This is a genomic window from Mesoterricola sp. MK458 (genome assembly GCF_055384935.1).
On the sequence record NZ_AP045075.1, the window covers coordinates 897,777 to 913,264 of the forward strand.

Sequence of the window (15,488 nt, forward strand, 5' to 3'; positions counted from 1 at the left end):
CTGGGCCCGCCGGCCCCGGATTTCAAGGCCTGGCGAAGCCGTGCCCGGCGAGGATGGCCTGGCCTCCGGGGCCCGTCAGGAACGTCATGAAGGCCCGCGCCAGACCCGGGCTGGCGGTGCGCTTCAGGATCACCCCGGCCTGGACCAGGGGCGGGTACAGGTCGCCGGGCACCTTCCAGGCCACCCCCGCGGACCGCAGGGACGGGTTGCGGGCCTGGGAACCCGAAATGAGCCCCGCCTCGGCCACGCCCGCCTGGAGAAACTGGGCCGCCTGGGCGATGTTGTCCCCGAAGACCAGCCTGGGCCGGACGGCCTCCAGGAGCCCCGCGCGGCGGAGGGCGGCTTCACCCGCGCGCCCGTAAGGCGCCAGGGCGGCGTTGGCCGTGGCCACCTTCTTCACCCGGGGGTCCAGGAGCACCTTGAGGCCGTCCCGGGCCGGGTCGAGGGCGAGGTCCTTGCGGACCCAGAGGGTGAGGCTGCCCTGGGCGTAGGGAAAGAGCCCGTCGGCGGTGGCGAGGCCGGCCTTCTGGATGGCCTCGGGAAACCCGGTGTCGGCCGCCAGGAAGATGTCGAAGGGGGCGCCCTGCCGGATCTGGGCGGCCAGCGTCCCCGAGGCCCCGAAGGAGAGCTGAAGAACCGCTTCCGGATGCCGGGCCTCGAAGGCGGCCTTGAGCTCCTCCAGGACGCCGCGCAGGTCCCCGGCCGCGGCGATGGCCACGGGGGCCGGGCGGCCCTGCGCCGCAAGGAGGACCGGGAGGCACAGGGCCAGCACGAAAGCCAGGAGGGCGCGGCGCTTCATGGGATCTCCTTCCGATGGGGTCGTTGTATGCTAGCACATACTTCGGCCCCCGGTTCCCCTACTTCGGAATGCCCAGGGTGATCCTGGAGCTGCCGCCGCCCAGGGAGGTGATCCTGCGCATGGAGTTCCAAAGGCATTCCCCGTCGCTCTGGACAGTCAGCTCGCCGTTGTCCTGGAGGACGAGGACGGCGGCGCCGGCCCGGCCCGCGTTGCAGGTGTCGGAGTTCCAGGCGGCCCGCCGCTCCGTTCCGCCCACCGTGTCGTAGAGCACGAGGTTGTTGTCGGCCTGCATCTCCAGGGTCAGGGTGCCGTGGACCGGGCCCGCGGAACCCGAATCCCAGTGGCTGTGCACCGTGGCCATGCCGGACGGGGATCCGGCGCCGGGCGCGGGCGGCTCGATGCGGTAGACGGCGAGCCGTCCGTCGGTTTCCACATTCATGCGGTACTGGCCGTTGGCGGAGGTCAGCGTCTCGCCGGCGGCCAGGCGCGAGCCGTTGGCCAGGGTGTTGGCGGCCAGGGCCGAGATCCCCTGGAGGAGGGTGAAGGCCAGCGCCGTCCTGGCCATCCACGGGGTCCTGCGGATGGACTTCGTCTCGTGGGACATGATCGATCCTTTCGGTGGAGGGGGACGGGGCCCAGGGCGGGCACCCCGCCCGCCGCCGTTCCCATCCCATGGGTAGATTCGAAGTGTCCGGAGGGCGCCTTTGGTTCTATCCCGCGAAAACCCGGATGCGCCCGGCGGGGAGCGCCACCCGGGCCTGGGATCCCGGCGCCAGGCCGCCCCGTTCGGCCAGGTGGCGGGTGGTGGAGAACTGGAGATGCCCGGCGGCGGGTTCCTGCACCTCCAGGACGGCCCGCACCAGGTCGCCGTGGCGCACGAGCGCGGCGATGCGGCCCTGGACGTAGGTGTGGCCGGGCCGGTCCTCCGGGTAGCCGGGACGGCGGAACCTCACGTCCCCGGGGGAGACGATCCAGGTGACGTGCTGGCCCGGGGTGAACCCGGGCCCGGCCTCCGCCGCCAGTTCGAGGCCGTTCCAGTCCAGCGCCAGGACGCCGCGCTCCGGGTCCACGGCCTTCACCACGGCGGGAAGGATGTTCCGGTTGCCCAGGAGCCGGGCCACCTCCACGGATTCCGGCGCGCCCATGACCGCCTCGGGCGTCCCGGTCTGCAGGGTCCGGCCCTTGGAGAGCACCACCATGCGCGAGGCGAGCATGGCGGCCTCGTCCAGGTCGTGGGTCACCAGCACCATGGGGATGGCCAGCCCCTGGAGCAGGGCGGCCAGTTCCAAGTACAGCTTTTCCCGGGTGACGCGGTCCACGGCGGAAAAGGGCTCGTCCATGAGGAGCACCGCCGGCTGGCGGGCCAGGGCCCGGGCCATGGCGACCCGCTGCTGCTGGCCCCCCGACATGCGGCCGGGTCGCCGGTCCTCCAGCCCCTGCAGATGCACCTTTGCCAGCCAGTGCCGGGCCTGGGCCTCCCGGCCCGGGCCGTCCGCGGCCTCCATGACGTTCTCCAGGGCCGTCAGGTGGGGGAAGAGCGCGTAGTCCTGGAAGACGAATCCCACGCGGCGGCGCCGGGTGGGCAGCCAGATCCCCGCGTCCCCGTCGAACCACGTCTCCCCCCCCGCCGTCACCCGGCCCCGGGCCGGCCGCACCAGCCCCGCCACCGCCCGCAGGAGGGTCGACTTGCCGGCCCCCGAGGGCCCCACCAGGGCGAGGATCTCGCCCGGTGCGCAGCGGAATTCCGCCGCCAGGGGGATGGGACCGGCCTGCTCGGCCCGCACGTGGAGCCCGGCGTCAGGCATGGAAATCACGGCCCCGGGCCGTGGCGTAGGAAAGGGCGATGGCGCAGAGGGAGATGGCCAGGAGCGCCAGGGCCATGGTCCCCGCGCCGGCCGGGTCGAGGGCCTGGGTGCGGTCGTAGATGGCGATGGCCACGGTGCGGGTCTCGCCGGGAATGTTTCCGCCCACCATGAGCACCACGCCGAACTCGCCCAGGGTGTGGGCGAAGGTCACCACCAGGGCGCCCAGGACGCCCGGCCAGGCCAGGGGCAGCTCGATCCGCCGGAACCGGCGCCAGGGCGAGAGCCCGCAGCAGTCGGCGGCTTCCAGGACGGACCCGGGGATGCCCGCGAAGGCCCGGCGCATGGGCTGGACCGCGAAGGGCAGGTTGAACAGGACGGAGGCCAGCAGCAGCCCCTCGAAGGAAAAGGCCAGGGTCCGGCCCGCCAGGGAGGCGTAGAGCGACCCCAGCGGGCTCCGGGCGCCGAAGGCCTCCAGCAGGTAGTACCCCAGCACCGTCGGCGGCAGCACCAGGGGCAGCGCCACCACCGCTTCCAGGACGCTCCTGCCGCGGAAACGCGCCCGGGCGAGGAACCGCCCCAGGAGCACCCCCACCGGCAGCAGGATGGCCACGGTCCAGGCCGCGAGGCGCAGGGAAAGCCCGAGGGCGGTCCAGTCCATGGTCAGGGCCGCCCCGCCGGACGAAGGCCGGAACGGGTCTGAAGGCAGATCGGGAGGGAAGCCAAGGGCATGGACCCAGCATAAGGCAACCGGGTCCCCGGGATCGAGGCGGCGGGCCCGCGACCGGAAAACCCGGGGACGTCACAAAGGTTTCACACCCGGTTCACGGGAAGGTCGGGCCGCGGGGGCATCGTAGGGCAGACGACCTCAAGGGGACCCCCATGAACACCTCCACCCGCTCCATGAACAAGCCTTCCCGCCCCGGCCGGTTGTCCTCCAGGGACCTGATGCTCGCGGCGATCCTGGTGCTCCTCACCGGGGGCCTGCTGGCGATCGGGGCCAGGGGGCAGGGCGGGTTCGACCCCCAGGGGCACGTGTTCCTGCGCTAGCCAAGCGGCTTCGGAAATGAAAAGGGCCGGTTCGCACCGGCCCTTTTCCCGTTCACTGCGTTCCGGCTAGAAGGCCACCTGGAAGGCCGCCACCAGGGTGTCTCCGCCCTGCTCGGAGGTCTGGCCCGCGGCGGTGCTGGGCTTGAGGACGTTCTTGCTGCGCAGGATGTAGTTCAGCTTGAGGTTCGCGGCCTTGAGCTTGGCGGGGCTGAAGGCGTAGGTGTAGCCGAGGGTGGTCTCGGTGAACTTGGGGCTGAAGTCGGCGGCGGGGGTGATGTAGGGGTTGGTGGCGCCGTACCACTGGTCGCCGCTGTTGTAGTTCATCTGGTCGAAGCGGGCCAGGAAGGTGTGGGCCCCGACGGTGTAGCCCCCGGTGAGGTAGAAGCCGGTGAACTTCTGGTCCAGGTGCTCGCGGCCGGCGGCGCCGGTCTGCGCGCCCACGCTGGGGGCGCGGCGGCCCAGGAGGCCCGTGATGTATTCGGCGGAAAGCTGCAGGGCGCCGGCCTTGTAGGCATAGTAGGCCCCCAGGTTGGTGGTCTTGTCCTTGGTGTCGAGCACCTGGGCGGCGCTCGGGGCGGACGCGCCCGCGAAGGTCTTGGCGACCAGGGCGCCCTTGTCGGCCTGGTCCGTGGAGCCCTGCAGCGTGTAGGCGCCGAAGGCATGGCCGCCGGGCGCGTTGAAGTCCACCCGGAGGACGAGATCCTTGCCCGCGTTGGTGTCGCCGGCCTTGCCCGAGGCCAGGTCGGACACGCCGTTGAAGGCGCCGGCGGAAACCCGGCCGCCGAAGCCCTTGGCGTCGCCGAAGGGTACGGACAGCACGAGGCCCCGGTCGCGCTTGTCCCCGAAGACCCGCCCCAGCTGGCTGCGTTCCGCGAAGAGCAGTTCGGACGAGCTGATGTTGCCCTCGTAGGTCTGGAGCGTCTTGAACTGGCCCACCTTGGCCTGGACGCCCATGAAGGTGTAGGTGATGAACACGTCCTGCAGGATGGTGGGGTTGTAGGACGCGTTGCTGTTGGCGGAGTTGGCGGAGGAGGTGTTGATGGAGGGGTCGATCATCACCTGGTAGTCGATCCCGGCCAGCACGGACCCCTTGAGGCTGAGTTCCGTGCGCCGGAGGTTGAACCCGTTCTCCTTGAACTCGCTGCGGAGGTTGTAGTAGTTGGCCCCGCTGTTCAGGCGGAGCTTGTTGTCCATCATCTGGGTGTACCACACCTGCACCAGCCCGCCGACGGTGGGGGTCTGGGCGGTCGCGGAAGCGCCGGCGAGAAGCAGGGCCAGGGACGCCACGGGGGTGAGTCTCTTCATCGGATCTCCAGTACCGGAAGTCGGTGTCGTTAGCTTCCCCGGCCGGTGTGAAGGCCCTGTGTCGAACCCGATCCTTTCTCGTGAAAGCGGGAGGGACCGCCTGCCCTCTTCAGGCGGCGAAGTCCTTCATGACGCGGGCAACCTACGTCCGAGGGCCGCGGCCCCGGGAGGCCAACGCCGCGATGGTGCCGTTGCCGATGACCAGGTACACCACGAACGCCGTGGTGCCGAAGGTGTGGGTCTGGATGGACAGGAAGCTGATCCCGAAGCCGATGGCGCTGATGGTGAAACCGACCCAGCTCTCGGAGCGGGGATGGCGGTAGGCCTTGAGGACGGTGGGAATGCCCGCCAGGATATCGGCCAGGAGCGAGAACACCAGGGCCAGGTTGGGATTGTGGGTGAGGCCCCAGAGGATGACGCCGGCCACGGCGGCGGCCATCAGGTAGTAGTCGCGAGGTTCGGTCTTCCAGTAGGCCTTCGGGTTGAAGAAGGACGCCCCGAGGATGAGAAGCGGCAGGAAGCCCGCCGCGAAGGTCGTCCAGGACAGCCCCTGGACCCCCTGGGTCCTCTGCGCGACGAAGATGACCATCGGGAAGATGCCCCACAACAGCCAGGTGATGCGGTTGGGCTGCGTACGGCCGGCCAGGGTCTCGAACAGGTAGTAGAAACCGCCCAGTGAACCGATGATTGCGCCAAGGATCGAGAAGGATTCAGGGATCATTGGACAACCATACCAAGGTCGTCTCTTAGTAGTGGATTGGCGTCCTGCCCGCCCAGGGGCTGGCCTTGTATTTCCCGTGGAGCAGTCTGTAGCAGATCTTCCCCAGTCTCTTTTCCCCGCCCACCTTCTCGGCGACGACCGCGTAGTGCAGGGCCTCGGGGATGCGGGGGTCCTCCGGCTCCCGCCTGGCCCAGGCCAGGGTGCGCTCATTCAGCCAGTCGGGACCTTCCGCCAGGGCCTGGAGCGCCTTTCCTTCCGCCTCGCCCCGGTCCCGCTGGGCCGGGGTGAGCCAGGGCAGGGCGGGCAGCCGGGTACCGGCCAGGTTGAACAGGGGGACCTCCATGGCATGGGGTTGCGGGTAGTAGAAGTACGATCCCCAAATGTAGGATTCCTCCACCTTATCGGTCTGCCCCCGGCCGTTCCCCTTCGGTCCGGGCCACCAGCTCGCGGCCAGGTAGGTGTCCCGATGGCGCAGCGGGATGGGCTTGGCGCCCGGCTCGGTGAAGGTCCGCCGGTTGATGCCCTGGTAGACCCTCCAGCGCAGGCCCGGGTGGGAGAGGAGAGCCATCAGGGCCAGGCGCTCCTTCTCGTCCCGGGGAGCCTGGGCGAAACCGGCGAGGGCGGAGCCCAGCCCCGGCTCCCCTTCCACCAGGTCCGGGGTCGCCTCCGCGGCCAGGTCCCACTGCTCGAGAAGCACCGCCCGGACCCAGGCCGCACGGCGCCACTCGCGCCGGAGGTGGTCCGGCAGGGCCGGGTTCCGGGCCAGCCCGAGGAGCACGTCCGCCGGCGTGGCCAGGTTCAGGATCCGGGCGGCATCCCCCTGGATGAACCGCGGGGGAGGCTGGACGACCTTCAGCAGGGCGCGGACGTCGGGATGGGTCGCCTGGGTCCCGGCGTCCCAGGTGGTCAGGCTGCGGTGCGCCCGGGAAACCTCCCCGCCCAGGCCGTAGGATCCGGCGGGGACCCGCAGGGCATCCGCGAGGAACGCCGCGGGGGTCGCCGCCAGGGGCATCCGGAGCGCCCGCCAGAGGTTGAGGGAGGAGGGGGTGGCGGCACCGGGGCGGTCCAGGAACGCATTCATGAGTTCCCTGGCCTCCGCGGCCCGGCCGGAGGCCGCCAGGATGCGGGCCCGGTGGAAGGCGATCGTCTCGTGCCCCGGGTGGTCCCCCTTGACCTGGGCGCCGGCCTCCAGCACCTCGTCGATGCCCCTGGAGGAAGGCTCACCGTTGGCCAGGGCCATGACGAGCCAGGGCAGGCTCCGGGTGCGGGTCCACCGGTCGAAGGCGGCGGCGTAGGCCTTCGGGCCCGTGTCCCGGAACCGGTAGACCCACTCGGTGAGGTCGTTCCCCAGGAGGCCGGGGGTGATGCTCCGCGGCCGGGCCCGGTCGTCGCCCCAGGTGTTCTCCCCGGCGATCTGCGCGTCCAGGAGGTTCGAATACCGGCCCAGGGCGTCCCCGTAATCCCGGCACGGGGTCCGCCCCAGGAGGCCGGAGGCCAGGGCCGCCCCCGCCTCCGCCGGCGCCCCCTTCGCCCAGCTCTGGAAGGCCGCGACCTCGATCGCCGCGAGCAGCTCCGTTTCGGGAAGGGGCTCCGGGGCCTCGCAGGCCGGCCGGGGAGGGAGGCCCCGTCGCGTCAGTTCCTCGAAGGTCCGATGGGCCTCCTTGAAACAGACCGTGGCCCGTTCTCCCGGAGGCGCGACGGCGCCTTCCCGCAACCAGCATCGCCCCACCAGGTAGGCCGCGAGCCGCCGCCAGGGACTGGACGCGTCGTCGCGGATGGCCTGGAACGCGTCCCGGGCCGCCTGGAAGTCGCCGGCGTAGAAATGGGCGCTGGCCACCTGGTAGGCGCGGTCCTTCAGGAAGAGCGCGTCCCGTCCGGCCGGAACCGGGTCCGGCGCCATGCGGGCGCTCCCGTTGGTGGAGAACACCTTGTCCTGCGTCCGGATCCATTCCTGGACCCACGCGGGCTTCCACCGCCGGGCCCGGTCCTGGAGGGTGTCCGAAGCGACCTCCAGGGCGTTGTCGGAAACCACGGGCCGGTAGAAGGTGGCGTTCCACTGGAACCGGCTGGGCTCGGGCTGCGGCGCCTTCGTGAAGCGTGCCCGGGTCGCCGTCCAGTCCCGGAGGGCCCGATCCTCGGGGGCCGCCGCCTTGGGTGCGTGCGGCAACTGGGCCCCGCCCTGGAGACGGGCCTCCCAGAGGGCCAGCGCGCCGGCGCGCTCCGCCCGGGTCAGGGGGGCGCCGGTGAGGTGGCGGTAGGCGACCACCAGGTAGCTCCTGGCGTAGGTCGGCTGCAGGACGCCCAGCTTCCCGGCGGCGAAATCGTTCAGGGGCAGGTCCGGGTGCCGCTCCCAGGTGAAGGCCAGCGTGGGCCCTTCCGGCGCGCAGGCGCGGATGATGGGGATCGCGGCCAGGACGCCCGCCAGGACGAGGGGGGCTGCCGTGAGCAGGTTGCGAGGTCTCATGGCTTCACCAGGAACAAGGCTCTTCCGTAGGCCGCCGGGGTCCAGGGAAGGGGATGGAAGACGAAGACCCGGGCCGTCGCGGGCGGTGGGGCGGGAAGGGGCTGGTCGGTGGAGATGCCCCAGTCCAGGGCCGTTCCGGCGGGTCCGCCCAGGGGGCGCCCCCGCCGAAGCCAGGCGAGCGCTTCCGCCGTGCCCTGGCCCATCTGGAACAGCATGGCGACCGCTCCCTCCACGGGCAGGTCCGCGATCCACCGGTCGCCCATGCACCAGGACGCCAGGGCGGTCATGGTGACGGGAACCCGGATGGCGGGATCGCCCCGGAGCTTCGCGAGCAGCCTGCGGTACAGGGGCCGCTGACTCCGGGTCGCATCGAAATCCACCTGGATCCCCTCCGTCCCGGGGACCTGGGCCCGGGTCCGGATGGCCGCCACGACCTCCCCCAGGCGCCGATCGTCCAGGTCGCGGGGGACGACCTCCAACCGCACCACCGCAATGCGGCGCATTCCCGGGGAGAGGCGGAGCGGCGCCGTCCGATGGCGCAGGGACAGTCCGCGCGCCTCCACCCGGATGCCCAGGACGAACATGGCGACCCCCGCGTCCCGGGGCCCCAGGAACCTCAGGTCCTCCGGCCTGTCCCACGCCCAGAGCCAAATCCGGGGTTCCGGAGGCCCGGAACCCGGCCCCGCGAACAGGCCGGGGCCGAGGCACAGCAGCCCCGTCAGAAGCCATCTCAAGGGCAGGGGGCCGGGCTTTGGGGGGTTCGCGAAGATCATGTGCAAGAGGGAGTGCGGGAAAGGCCGGAATGGTTTCCACCGGGTCTGATCCACCCGTGAGACGGAAGGTCCGAGGCCCGGATCATGGTTCCGGCTGGCCGTCGAGGACCTTCTCGTAGACCTCCAGGTCGGAAGGACTGAAGCAGCAGAAGATGACTTCACCGATGGGGCCGGGTTTGGCGAGAAAGGCGCGCGTGGTCGACACGGCGATCCGGCAGGCGCTTTCCATGGGGTAGCCGAAGATGCCCGTGCTGATGCTCGGGAAGGCGATGGAGTGAAGGGAATGTTTGGCGGCCAGTTCCAGGCACCGGAGGTAGCAGGACGAGAGCACGTCCGCTTCCTGCCAAGCGCCGCCCCGCCACACCGGGCCGACCGTATGGATCACGTGCCGGGCCGGCAGCCGGTAGCCCTGGGTCATCTTCGCCTGGCCCGGCTTGCAGCCCCCCAGCAACCGGCATTCCTGGACAAGGTCCGGCCCCGCCGCCCGGTGAATGGCCCCGTCCACCCCACCACCCCCCAGAAGGGAGGAATTGGCGGCGTTGACGATGGCGTCCACATCCAACCGGGTGATGTCGCCGAGCAGGGCGCGAAGCGTTGGGGTCATCGGGTAATCCTGGGGACGGGATCAGAAACTTGGGAAGGAAGACCAGATTACGCCAACACCCGGGACTTGGGATGAAGGGCAGGCGGCTTCGGTTGGAGGGTGGAACGCACGGCGATGGGGCTTCCTTGTGGGGGCGCGCCTTTGGACGGCGAATTAAATTGTTCTACAATTATTCCGGTGCCGCGATGCTTTCCCATAGTAGGGTTTGCGCGCGGGTTCCAGATGGGGGCTGCGCCCTGACCTCTCACTGGATGCGTTCAAAACGGAGGACCAACCCCATGACCACCAGGAAAAGGACTCCAGCGCCAATGCTGACGATGGATGAGATTCTTGGCGAGAGCGGGCCGGGCGAGCCCCTGGAGGTTCTCAAGAAGCGCCACAACGAGGACGCGATATGGGCGGAGCGAGCCATCAAAGGTAAGGAACCCCTAGGCCCGTCCATCCGGATTCAAAGGGGTAGACCCAGGCAGGGCGAGAAAACGGCAGAGACGGTCGTGAAGGCCGTGAGGCTGCCTGTGCATCTCCTTGAGAGCCTGCAGGCGCAGGCCGAAGAGGAAGGGCTATCTCTCAATGCATTGTTACAAATGGCGGCTGTTGAGTATCTTCGCCACCACCGGGGCGCATGAGCGCTTCCCGAAAGCTGTATCCCTGGGAGGTTGGTGATACCTAACGGAGGAATTGGCTGGACCTAAAGTGGCGGCGGCGTTCGGTTCACCAGGCGCGGCCCAGTTCCAGGTAGGCTCCTCGCGTGACCGGGATGGTGGTGCCTGTGGCCAGCCAGGCCCTTCCCGTGCCGGGCTCCATTACGACGCTCTGCACTGTGCCCCGGTTGGCCGGGGTGCGCCATGCGGAGCCGGGACCTTCGAGGCTCAAGGCCTTCTGAAGCGCTTCCGCGCTGGTTCTGGACCCCGGGGGAAAGGCCCGGGCAAGGCAGGCGATCCGGGCCTGACTGCCCGACCCAGGCGTCCACCATCCCTCGCTCTGGTGCTGCTGGAGAGCATGGCTCCAGAAATGGTTTGTAACGAAGAGCCTGCCTTGTTCGGGCTGTCGGGCCTCGAGCGCCTCGGAATCGAATTCCAAAGCCAAGGCACGGTTCCGGGGACCATCCGAGAGGGCGAGGTTGTTTCCCATGGTCCGGCGAGCCTTTTCCAGGACAGCTTGCATCTGGTCAAGGGAACTGCATTCCTCGAGCATGCGCCGGTACAGGAGGACCGAGGGCTCACCGATGCGGTTCCGCCTGCTGGCGCTGGTATGGCTGGAAAGCCCCAGGCCCCTGCTGGACATCCCCGTCAACGCCCCGATGAGACCTGGGAAGCCGAAGGTCCTGATTCGGTTGCCGCCATTCTCGATATCCGAAACCACTTTGACCCTGGCCAACCTGCCGATCGGGTAGTCCAGGTTGCGGGCGTGGAGAAGGGGCTGGCTCCCCGTTCCGGTCATCACGGCGGAACTGCAACCCGAGACGTGCTGAAGGTCATCGAAGGTGTTGATGAGAAGAAGATCGGCGTACGGGACGCCGGTGGCTTCCGACATGCCCCGGAGCTCTTCCCGGTAGCGGGGCGCGAGGAAGGCTTCGAATTTCCAGGCCGTGGACAGCAGCCAGTCACGGGTTCCCGCGCCGAGCAGGCCTTTCCCGAGGAAATCCTCCCGCAGGAACCGGGCCATCTCGCGGATCTCCCCTTTCAGGGCGCTTCCTTGGGCAAGCCCCAGTCCATACCCCTGACCATGGAGTTCCAGGTGGATCACCCCTGGCACGGGATCTTCCCTTCGCCAGGGGGTGGCGGCGGTGGGCACGACCCGGGCACCACGGTCCCGGTTCACCCACAGGTGCCAGGTCCCGAAGGCACCAGGGAGCACCAGGGCCAAGCCGAGGGCGACCGAGAGCCGGCGTCGCCAGGATGGAGATGCATCCATTTCCGGGGTCATCGGGTTCTCCGCCACAGGTGCCGTCATGTTCAGGTGAGCGCTCCAACATACCATGGGAAACCCGCAGACTAAGGAGGGCCGCGGAGTACCACGTAGCCGGAGACATGAAGCGATTCCTCATTTCATTCTGCATCACGGTTCCGGCGGTGCTCGTCCTTCTCAACCTCCTGGCAGGCTGGGCCATCCTTCCGCCGATGCTGCTGGATGCGCCGCTACCGGCCAGGACCGAAGCCGAGCGGAGTGCGCTTCGAGCCCGGTACTGTGCGCCGGGGTGTGCCTGGACCTCGGAGACGCTGGTTGGGGGCGAGGGCCGGCCCCTCACGGTCTGGCGGCTGCACCGGCCCGCTTCACGCGGCGTGGCGGTCCTTCTGCATGGGTTCGGGGACGATGCCTGGGGTGGCGTCTCCCGGGTCAAGGACCTGCCGGAACTGGATGCGGTGACCTTCACCTTCCGCAATCGGGACCTGGACCCGAGGGCACCCTCCACCCTGGGGGGGTGGGAACGGGAGGATACTGCGGCGGTCGTCCGGCATCTTGTGACCCGGGGAGTGCCCCGGAACCGCATCGTCCTCGTCGGGACCAGCCAAGGGGCCGGGGTCGCGCTCCTGGCCCTGGAGCGGCTGGAAGGGCAGGGCCCCCTTGGGGGTGCCCTGCTGGAATCCCCTTTTGAATCCCTCCAGGAGGCCGCCCGGAACCATGTGCAGGGCACCCTTGGGACTGCTGAATGGCTGCTTCGGCCCGGGGAGCGGCTCGCCCTCCTGAGGGCGGGGCGGCTCGGGCATTTCCGTCCCGCTGACGTTTCCCCCCTGGAAGCGTCCCGGCACCTCAGGACGCCCATCGCCCTGCTGGCCGGCGACGCGGATGACATCACGCCCATCCATGGCGTACGGGCCATTGCCTCCTTCCATCCGGACCTCACCCTCGTCCATGGCGCCCGGCACATGGAGGCCGGGGTGCTGGTTCCTGGCGGGTGGCGCGTATGGGCGGAGCTTCGGCTGGCGAAGTGGGGAATCCTGGGAAGCTCGACTCCTTGAGAATCCCAAAGGCCCAGAAATTGATCTGGGTCCTGCCCATCCAGGGTCTTGACTTGTCTTCACCGCGGAGAAGCATGAAGCAGGTTCAAGGTGGCCCCAGGGAACCTGAAAGGTTGTTGGGCCAATTGACCGAAAGTCGATTGCCCTCAAGATGTGCCCTGAGAGGCACGATCCTGGTTCCCGAGGCCGTACGGATCACCATGCTGCCGTCATAGTCGGAGCCGTTGCGGTGGTCGAAGGTGACGCTTTGGATGGAAACACCTGAATAATCCGGGCGCCTGGAGAATTCCTGGACAAGCAGTGGCCGGGCATCGCGCTCGACGAGCCAACACAGGAGGGGGCCTTGGAAGGCCGACAGGACAATGACGGTCAACAGTGGAACCAGAAGGCCGAAACCAATCGAGAGGGGCTTGAACCAGGATCTCTTCGGGTAGGCTCCCCCCATGGCTTCGCCCAGGAAATCTCGCTGTGAACGCGCCAGGGAACCACACGTGCCCGTCAGGGCCAGGCCGATGACCTTGATGACCCCCTGAACCGTCTTGTCTGCCTGGGGCTCAAAACCGACAAGGAAGGTGGCCGCGATACAGACGAAAAAGACGATGCACCCCCACAGGAAGAATCTCGCATTCCTGCCCCTTTCTTCCTGTCTGAGGTGGTGCCAATTCCTGTCCAGGAGAATGGCGCCGAAGAGCGGTCCGAAGAGGAAGGACCATCCAAACACCGCCATGGGGTTCCACACCTTGGCCTCCGTCGAGGGGAGACCTCCTTCCTTCCACTCGAATGTACAGTGGGGGCAGACCCGGGACCAACGCTCCGTGGAAGCGCCACAGGAGGGGCAGGCCTTCAACTCTTCTGGCGTCAGCGGTGAACCCGGGGTAGACATAAGCCTCCAGGATTTTGGGAAGGCAGGTATGGCTCCTGGCTCATGGGGATTTGGATCATAAAGCCATGAAGCTAGGCCTGGATGGCCTGCCTGCGGAGAGATGGTGCGGGTAGGGAATATGATAAATTATGATATGCCACTTAGCATGCGCTCCTACGATGTCCTTGAGGCCACCCTCAGCCTTTGCCCGACGTGCATGACCACAGTCCAGGCCAAGATCGTGGAGGAGGGCGGGCGCATCCTTCTGAGGAAGTTCTGTCCCTCTCATGGTTTCCAACAGGAGCTCCTGGAGGCGGACGCGGCCTATTTCCGCAAGCGGAATGAATACAGCCGGCCAGGTTCCGCTGGATTGACCCAGACCCAGGTTGTTCGCGGCTGCCCTTGGGATTGCGGTTTGTGCCCCAGCCATGAACAGCACACCTGCATTGGCCTCATCGAAGTTACCGATGCATGTGACAGGGGCTGTCCAACCTGCTACGCCGATTCATTGCCCGGGGGCGCCCACCTTCCCCTGGAGCGCGTCCAGGAGATGATCGATTTCTACGTGGCTTCCGAGTGCGGTCAGGCGGAAATCCTTCAGATCTCAGGCGGGGAACCGACACAACATCCCGAGATCCTGGAAATAATTCGTTACGCAAGGACCAAGAACCTGGCCTACGTGATGCTCAATACCAATGGACATCGCCTCGCCCAAGATGAGGATTTTGTGCGGGAACTGGCCGCATTCGTCGGCGGCTTTGAGGTGTACCTGCAATTCGATGCGCTGGAGGAAGCATCGGGCCAGCCGCTGAGAGGGGCCGGTGTCCAAGCTTGGAAACGGGAGGCCCTACAAGCCTTGGAGCGTCACAACGTTCCGGTGACCCTGGTCATGTCGGTGCAGGCCGGCGTCAATGACCACGCGCTGGGGGATATGGTTGCCTTCGCCATGGGTTTCCGGAATGTTCGTGGGGTCAATTTCCAGCCGGTGGCATGGTTCGGACGCCTTCCAGCAGGAACGAAAACCCAGGAGCGGGCAACCCTCACAGGAATCCTCCAAGGGCTTGAAACCCAAACCAAGGGACAGATCCTCCTCCAGGACTTCGTGCCGCTGCCTTGCCACGTGGACCGGGTGGCCGTGAACTACCTGTACCGTCACCAGGGAGGTTGGATCCCCATCACTCGAGGTGTGGATTTCCGTAAATACCTGCCATACATCCGCAACACCTTCAACTTCAAAGTCGAAGAATTCCTCCAGGAGGCCGCGACCAGCTCCTCCTGCTGTGGCCTTGCGGATCTGCTTGCGTTCATCCCCCGGACCTTCCTTCATCGTGGGCAAACGGAGCGAGTGGAATACGTCAATGAGAATTTATTCCGACTGAGCGTGGTCTCCTTCCTCGACGCATTCAACTTCGACCTCAAGGCCATGCAGAAGGAATGCGTGCACGTCATCACTCCGGACCTCCGCAAGATTCCATTCTCGGCCTTCAACCTCCACCATCGAGGCGGCCATGGGTGAAATCAGCCTCCAGGCTTTGATTCGGCAGGTTGCCCCGGCGATCGTTGCCATCTGCACAGGTGCGGCTCTGCTGGCTGTGGCTGCAAACTTCGTGTTTGCGCCCCCTCCCTCGACCATCCAATCCGAGAAGAAAAGCGCCGTGGCCACCGGGACCATGCTGGTGTATTTCGTGGTTTTGTATCTTCTGCTTCGATTCCACATTGGAGAGATTCGACTGCCTGCCAGGACGTCCAATGTCCTTCTTGATTTCGGCCTTGCCCTGCTCTTGGTTGGCACGGTAGTCAACATCCTCGGCCGCGTCGCCCTTGGCGGACAGTGGGGCAATCACGTGGTTCTGTACAAGGATCACGCCCTGGTGAGTTCCGGCATGTTCCGCTGGGTGCGTCATCCTCTTTACGCTTCCCTCATCTGGATGGCCTCCGGCGCGTCCTTGGTCTTCAGCAATGTGGCCGCCCTGGGGGCGACCCTATGCATCTTCGTGCCGGCCATGATCTACAGAGCCAGACAGGAAGAAGCCGCCTTGATCATCCTTTTCCCTGGCTACGCCGATTATCGACGCAAGACAGGCATGCTGGTTCCCTGGCCATGGCCCCACACGTAGTTCAAGTCCCACGCCGTGCCTTCGCCTTCTG

At 67.6% G+C, this 15,488-nt stretch carries 16 protein-coding genes; 5 read left to right on the top strand and 11 right to left on the bottom strand.

Annotated elements, in window-relative coordinates:
- Window positions 1-22: 22 nt before the first annotated feature.
- The 4 genes from modA to modB all read right to left on the bottom strand — a co-directional run bounded on the left by modA (window position 23) and on the right by modB (window position 3,262).
- A complete protein-coding gene (modA, locus tag ACZ5LB_RS03880) occupies window positions 23-799 on the bottom strand; it encodes a molybdate ABC transporter substrate-binding protein (RefSeq protein WP_464604807.1) in 777 nt (258 codons plus the stop codon).
- A gap of 58 nt (window positions 800-857) precedes the next feature.
- The gene (locus ACZ5LB_RS03885; protein WP_464604808.1) at window positions 858-1,403 is read right to left on the bottom strand and encodes a hypothetical protein; all 546 of its coding nucleotides are present in this window, start codon (window positions 1,401-1,403) and stop codon (window positions 858-860) included.
- 106 nt (window positions 1,404-1,509) lie between these two features.
- The gene (locus ACZ5LB_RS03890; RefSeq protein WP_464604809.1) at window positions 1,510-2,604 is read right to left on the bottom strand and encodes an ABC transporter ATP-binding protein; all 1,095 of its coding nucleotides are present in this window, start codon (window positions 2,602-2,604) and stop codon (window positions 1,510-1,512) included.
- Window positions 2,597-3,262, bottom strand: a complete 666-nt coding sequence (gene modB, locus ACZ5LB_RS03895) for a molybdate ABC transporter permease subunit (RefSeq protein WP_464604810.1) — start codon at window positions 3,260-3,262, stop codon at window positions 2,597-2,599. Before modB ends, ACZ5LB_RS03890 begins: the two co-directional genes overlap by 8 nt.
- A 221-nt stretch (window positions 3,263-3,483) precedes the next feature.
- Between modB and ACZ5LB_RS03900 the strand changes: the two genes are divergently transcribed.
- Entirely contained in the window at window positions 3,484-3,651 is a 168-nt protein-coding gene (locus tag ACZ5LB_RS03900) for a hypothetical protein (protein ID WP_464604811.1), read from the top strand.
- A gap of 66 nt (window positions 3,652-3,717) precedes the next feature.
- On the opposite strand, the gene ACZ5LB_RS03905 is transcribed toward ACZ5LB_RS03900, so the two are convergent.
- From ACZ5LB_RS03905 to ACZ5LB_RS03925, 5 genes are all read right to left on the bottom strand, one after another.
- Entirely contained in the window at window positions 3,718-4,956 is a 1,239-nt protein-coding gene (locus ACZ5LB_RS03905) for a porin (protein ID WP_464604812.1), read from the bottom strand.
- A gap of 142 nt (window positions 4,957-5,098) precedes the next feature.
- Entirely contained in the window at window positions 5,099-5,677 is a 579-nt protein-coding gene (locus ACZ5LB_RS03910) for a hypothetical protein (protein WP_464604813.1), read from the bottom strand.
- Window positions 5,678-5,702: 25 nt separating this feature from the next.
- A complete protein-coding gene (locus tag ACZ5LB_RS03915; protein WP_464604814.1) occupies window positions 5,703-8,141 on the bottom strand; it encodes a hypothetical protein in 2,439 nt (812 codons plus the stop codon).
- Complete coding sequence (locus ACZ5LB_RS03920; RefSeq protein WP_464604815.1) at window positions 8,138-8,875, bottom strand: hypothetical protein; 738 nt, start codon at window positions 8,873-8,875, stop codon at window positions 8,138-8,140. The genes ACZ5LB_RS03915 and ACZ5LB_RS03920 overlap by 4 nt, the downstream gene beginning before the upstream one ends.
- A gap of 121 nt (window positions 8,876-8,996) precedes the next feature.
- Complete coding sequence (locus tag ACZ5LB_RS03925) at window positions 8,997-9,518, bottom strand: O-acetyl-ADP-ribose deacetylase (RefSeq protein WP_464604816.1); 522 nt, start codon at window positions 9,516-9,518, stop codon at window positions 8,997-8,999.
- Window positions 9,519-9,796: 278 nt separating this feature from the next.
- Between ACZ5LB_RS03925 and ACZ5LB_RS03930 the strand changes: the two genes are divergently transcribed.
- A complete protein-coding gene (locus ACZ5LB_RS03930; protein ID WP_464604817.1) occupies window positions 9,797-10,144 on the top strand; it encodes a hypothetical protein in 348 nt (115 codons plus the stop codon).
- Window positions 10,145-10,229: 85 nt separating this feature from the next.
- On the opposite strand, the gene ACZ5LB_RS03935 is transcribed toward ACZ5LB_RS03930, so the two are convergent.
- Window positions 10,230-11,444 (bottom strand): C45 family autoproteolytic acyltransferase/hydolase, encoded by a 1,215-nt coding sequence (locus ACZ5LB_RS03935; protein WP_464604818.1) that lies wholly within the window; start codon window positions 11,442-11,444, stop codon window positions 10,230-10,232.
- Between the two features lie 104 nt (window positions 11,445-11,548).
- On the opposite strand from ACZ5LB_RS03935, the gene ACZ5LB_RS03940 reads away from it, so the two are divergent.
- Entirely contained in the window at window positions 11,549-12,478 is a 930-nt protein-coding gene (locus tag ACZ5LB_RS03940) for an alpha/beta hydrolase (RefSeq protein WP_464604819.1), read from the top strand.
- A gap of 85 nt (window positions 12,479-12,563) precedes the next feature.
- Here ACZ5LB_RS03940 and ACZ5LB_RS03945 read toward each other — a convergent pair whose 3' ends face one another.
- Entirely contained in the window at window positions 12,564-13,217 is a 654-nt protein-coding gene (locus ACZ5LB_RS03945; RefSeq protein WP_464604820.1) for a hypothetical protein, read from the bottom strand.
- 340 nt (window positions 13,218-13,557) lie between these two features.
- Between ACZ5LB_RS03945 and ACZ5LB_RS03950 the strand changes: the two genes are divergently transcribed.
- Window positions 13,558-14,856 (top strand): radical SAM protein, encoded by a 1,299-nt coding sequence (locus ACZ5LB_RS03950; protein ID WP_464604821.1) that lies wholly within the window; start codon window positions 13,558-13,560, stop codon window positions 14,854-14,856.
- Window positions 14,849-15,457: a methyltransferase family protein gene (locus ACZ5LB_RS03955; protein ID WP_464604822.1), complete on the top strand. Its 609-nt coding sequence runs from the start codon at window positions 14,849-14,851 to the stop codon at window positions 15,455-15,457. The genes ACZ5LB_RS03950 and ACZ5LB_RS03955 overlap by 8 nt, the downstream gene beginning before the upstream one ends.
- Window positions 15,458-15,488 lie beyond the last annotated feature (31 nt).